General features: G+C 77.1%; 4 protein-coding genes. All 4 read left to right on the top strand.

Annotated elements, in window-relative coordinates; all coding sequences use genetic code 11:
• Positions 1-46 precede the first annotated feature (46 nt).
• The 4 genes from L7D48_RS26045 (at position 47) to L7D48_RS26030 (ending at position 4,396) form a co-directional block, all read left to right on the top strand.
• On the top strand, positions 47-1,333 hold the full coding sequence (locus L7D48_RS26045) for a 6-phospho-beta-glucosidase (protein ID WP_237883117.1): 1,287 nt from the start codon (positions 47-49) through the stop codon (positions 1,331-1,333).
• Positions 1,324-2,358: an N-acetylglucosamine kinase gene (locus tag L7D48_RS26040; protein ID WP_237883115.1), complete on the top strand. Its 1,035-nt coding sequence runs from the start codon at positions 1,324-1,326 to the stop codon at positions 2,356-2,358. The genes L7D48_RS26045 and L7D48_RS26040 overlap by 10 nt, the downstream gene beginning before the upstream one ends.
• Positions 2,359-2,731: 373 nt before the next feature.
• Positions 2,732-4,036: a hypothetical protein gene (locus tag L7D48_RS26035; RefSeq protein WP_237883113.1), complete on the top strand. Its 1,305-nt coding sequence runs from the start codon at positions 2,732-2,734 to the stop codon at positions 4,034-4,036.
• 204 nt (positions 4,037-4,240) lie between these two features.
• The gene (locus L7D48_RS26030; protein WP_237883111.1) at positions 4,241-4,396 is read left to right on the top strand and encodes a hypothetical protein; all 156 of its coding nucleotides are present in this window, start codon (positions 4,241-4,243) and stop codon (positions 4,394-4,396) included.
• Positions 4,397-4,687 lie beyond the last annotated feature (291 nt).

Below are 4,687 nucleotides of genomic sequence, written 5' to 3'. Positions count from 1 at the left end.
CCCCGAACCCCGACGTCCCGCTCCCCAGGCCCGAGGAGGCAGTCCCGTGAAACTCGCAGTGGTGGGCGGCGGATCCACCTACACCCCCGAACTCGTCGACGGATTCGCCCGGTTGCAGGACACCCTCCCGGTCACCGAGCTGGTCCTGGCCGACCCGGCCGGGGACCGGCTGGAGCTGGTGGGCGGGCTGGCCCGCCGCATGCTCGCCCGCGCCGGCCACCCGGCCGCCGTCACCACCACCGGCGACCTGGACGCGGCCGTCGCGGACGCCGACGCCGTGCTGCTCCAGCTCCGCGTGGGCGGCCAGGCGGCCCGCGAACGGGACGAGACATGGCCGCTGGACTGCGGCTGCGTCGGGCAGGAGACCACGGGCGCGGGCGGACTGGCCAAGGCGCTGCGCACCGTCCCCGTCGTCCTGGACATCGCCGAGCGGGTGCGCCGCGCCAACCCCGGTGCGTGGATCATCGACTTCACCAACCCGGTGGGCATCGTCACCCGCGCCCTGCTGAACGAGGGCCACCGGGCGGTGGGCCTGTGCAACGTGGCGATCGGGCTCCAGCGGAAGTTCGCCGCCCTGCTGGAGGTGGAGCCCGGTCAGGTGCACCTGGACCACGTCGGGCTCAACCACCTCACCTGGGAGTTCGGGGTGCGCCTGGGCGGGCCGGACGGGCGGAACGTGCTGCCCGGTCTGCTGGCCCGGCACGGCGCGGCGATCGCCGCCGACCTGCGCCTGCCCGAGCCCCTTCTGCACCGGCTGGGCGCCGTGCCCTCGTACTACCTGCGCTACTTCTACACCCACGACGAGGTCGTGGCCGAGATGCGCGACCGCCCCCCGCGGGCGGCGGAGGTCGCCGCGATGGAGCGCGAACTGCTGGAGATGTACGCCGATCCGGCACTGGACACCAAGCCGGAGCTGCTGGCCGGGCGCGGCGGCGCCTACTACTCCGAGGCCGCCGTCGCCCTGGCCGCGGCCCTGCTGGGCGACGGCCGGGGCGGCACGGGCGAGGCGGGCGGGGGCGCGCAGGTGGTGAACGTCCGCAACGGCGGCACCCTGCCCTTCCTCCCCGACGACGCGGTGGTCGAGGTCCCTGCCGCCGTCTCCCCGGCGGGCGCCGAGCCGCTGCCCGTACCGCCGCTGGACCCGCTCTGCACGGGCCTGATCTCGGCCGTGACGGCGTACGAGCACCTGGCGCTGGACGCCGCCCTGCGCGGGGGCCGGGACCGGGTGTTCGCCGCGCTGCTGGCCCACCCCCTGGTCGGCCGGTACTCCCTCGCCGAGAAGCTGACGGACCGTCTGCTCGCGCACAACCGGGAGTACCTGGCATGGGCCTGACCCCCGCCGCCGGGCCGCCCGCCGCCGCGCTGGCCGTCGACGCGGGCAACAGCAAGACCGACGTGGCGCTGGTCTCGGCCGACGGGACGGTGCTGGGCTCGGCGCGCGGCGGCGGCTTCCGGCCGCCGGCGGTCGGGGCGGGGAGGGCCGTCGCGTCGCTGGCGCGGACGGTGGCCCGGGCCGCGCGGGCGGCGGGTCTGGAGGCGCGGCCGGGCGCCCCCCTGGCCGAGCATGTGTCGGCCTGTCTGGCCAACGCCGACCTGCCGTGCGAGGAACGGGAGCTGGCGGACCGCATCGGTGCCCTGAGCTGGGGCCGCGCCCTCCGCGTGGCCAACGACACGTTCGCGATCCTGCGCGCGGGCCTGCCCGACGACGGATCACCCCGGCACGGGGTCGCCGTCGTGTGCGGTGCGGGGATCAACTGCGCCGGTGTGGCCGCCGACGGACGTGTCCACCGCTTCCCCGCCGTCGGCCGCCTGTCCGGGGACTGGGGCGGCGGCGGAGGGCTGGCGGAGGAGGCCCTGTGGCACGCCGCCCGCGCCGAGGACGGCCGGGGCGAGGACACCGAACTGGTGAGGGCACTGCCCGCGCACTTCGGACTGCCCAGCATGTACGCGCTGATCGAGGCCTTCCATCTGGGCCGTCTGCCGGGCGGGCGCAGGCACGAACTGGCGCCCGTCCTCTTCGCGGTGGCCGCGCGGGGCGACGCCGTGGCCCGCTCCCTGGTGCACCGGCAGGCCGAGGAGATCGCGGTGATGGCCTCGGTGGCACTGGAGCGGCTGGACCTGCTGGACACCCCGGTGCCGGTGGTACTGGGCGGCGGCGTCGCGGCCGCCCGCCACCCGCTGCTGCACGACCGCCTGCTCACCCTGCTGGCCGAACGCGCCCCGCTGGCCGCCGTCCGCGTGGTCACCGCTCCCCCGGTCCTCGGTGCCGGGCTGCTGGCCCTGGACCGGCTGGAGGCCGGGCCCGCCCCGTACGCCCGGCTGCGCGCCCACTACGCCGACCGCGCCGCACGCGACTGAGGCGCGCCCGGGCGCACGCGCGTCCGGGCGCACGCGCGCTCCCCGGGACCGCGTTCCGGACGGGGGCCTCCCCCTCGACAGTGCCGCAACGGTGCCGTCACGGCTTCCCGCCGCCATACTGCCGACCGGGCTCCCGGGCCCTCCACCGCGCGGGGCACGGGAACGGGAATCCGGCGGTAGGCGTCAACAAGGCGCCGGAGGAGTATCGCCGAAGTGGGCTGGGCAGTCCGCCGATGGCCGTACACGGGCGGTCTCCGGCCGACAAGATGGGAGCAGCGGATCCGGCGCCCCGGCCCACGGGGCGGGGCGGAGGCCGGATGCGGGCACGGGCGCGAACACGGACGCGAAGACGACACGAGCGGCGAGGTGACCGATGGGGGACGACGGAGCTGCCGATCCGGGCGGACCGGTGATGGACCGGGAGGAGGTGGACCGTGCCCTGGCACGGCTCGGCGCGGAGCACGAGGCGGTGGAGACCTCCCTGTACGCGCTCCAGGACCACGCGGGGCGCAGGCTGCTGGAGGGTGCCGAGCTGACCGGGGTGACCAAGGAGCGGTGGGCGCGGACGGAGGAGGCCGTCTCGCTGCTGTGGACGTACTTCGACGCCTTCACCGCGGCCCTGGACTCCGCGCGCGGACTGCGCGGCGAGAGCCGCTGGCCGGCTCCGGGGGACCTCGCCGAGCTGACCGCGCGGCTGCGCGGCCCGGCGGTCGCCGTCCCCGCCGCCGACAACCCCGGATCCGTCGAGCGGATCACCCTGGCCGAGCTGGTGGCCCGGATGAACGCCTGGTACGCCCGGGCCCTCGACACGGTCGCCGCCGCCGACTCGGTGTGGTCCGCGCTGCCCGCCCGGATAGACATGCTCTCCGCCGAGCTCCAGCGCATCCGCTCCCTGGCGCACTCCGTGGGCGTGCGCCCCGGGGAGCATCCGGCGGGCGACGAGTTGGAGCAGGTCACCGCGGAGCTGACCGCCCTGCGGGCCGAGGTCGTCGCCGACCCGCTGGCCTTCTGGGTACCGGCGGGCGGGAGTTCGGCCCCCGGCGGCGGGCGCCCCGACACCGTCCGGTACGACCGCGCGGCCCGTGCGCTGGAGGACGTCCGGCGCGAGATCGACGCCGTGCTCCAGGTGCGGCAGGACGCCGAGCAGCGGCTGATGCGGCTGCGCGACGTGCTCTCGCGCGCCGACCGCACCCTGGCCGAGGCGAGGGCGGCGCGCGGCGAGGTGCTGGCGAAGATCGCGGCGTTCGAGGTGCCCGCGGTGAGCGGGCCGCCGACCGCCCTGTACGAGCAGCTCGCGCTGGCCGCCGAGCACCGGCGGCACGCCCGCTGGCACCGGCTGTCGCCGCTGCTGGAGAGCCTGGAGGAGCGCGCGGACGAGGAGTTGGAGCGGGCCCGCGCCTCGCTGACCGCCGTGACCGCGCCGCTGGCGGTGCGGGCGGAGCTGCGCGGACGACTGGACGCGTACCGCGCGCGGCTGGCCCGGCACGGGGCGGCCGACGACCCCCTGCTCGCGGAGCGGTACGACGCCGCCCGGCGGCTGCTGTGGAGCGCTCCGTGCGATCTGCGGGCGGCCGAGCAGGCGGTGCAGCGCTACCGGGAGGCGGCGCTGGAGGTGCTGGCACCGCCCGGAGGACCGGCGGACGGCGAACCGGCCGGCAGACGAGAGGAGTTCCGGTGAGCCGGAGGGTCTTCGGCCCGCCGGGCACCACCCGGCGCGACCGCGGAGGGCGGGTTTGGACGCGCCGCTGCGGGAACGCTTGATCAGCGGGGCATCCGGCGGGGGCGGCCCGGGGGGCGTGCCCGGCGCCCCCCGGCGTCCACGGTGTCACCATGGCATCCCCGACCCGCCGTCAGAACACCACGAAGACCATATTTTGAAGTCATGGACGAGACGACGCGCATCACGCTCCGCCTTCCCGCCGGCCCCCGCGCCCGGCCGGCCGGTCGGCCCGGGTCCGCCCGCAGGTCCCCCGGCTCCGGGGCCGTCCACCGTCTGGAGGTCGAGCGCGCCGCCGAGGCCGACGGCGCACCACGCTGAGGGCGATCCGCCCCTCCCCGTCCTGCACCGCAGGAGTCCGACTCCCTCCCGCGAGCGGGAGGCATCCTCACCCCGGCCCGGAGGCCGGGACATCATCGAAGGAACCCGTTGACCATGCCGCAGCCCGACCGCCCCTCCGTCTGCCCCCGGTGCCACGAGCCGCTGGAGGACGGTGATCTCCACCGCGGCGCGTGCGGTGCCGGTCCGACGGCCGGAACGGGCGGCTCGCGGCCCTCGATCCCGCCGCCTCCGGCGGCACCGCCCGTGCCTCCCGTCCCTCCGGCGCCCCCC

Source organism: Streptomyces sp. ICN903 (assembly GCF_022015835.1).
In the GTDB taxonomy this organism is placed as follows: Bacteria; Actinomycetota; Actinomycetes; order Streptomycetales; family Streptomycetaceae; genus Streptomyces; species Streptomyces fenghuangensis.
Note: the sequence above shows the minus strand (reverse complement) of the source record. Positions and strands in the feature narration are given on the sequence as shown.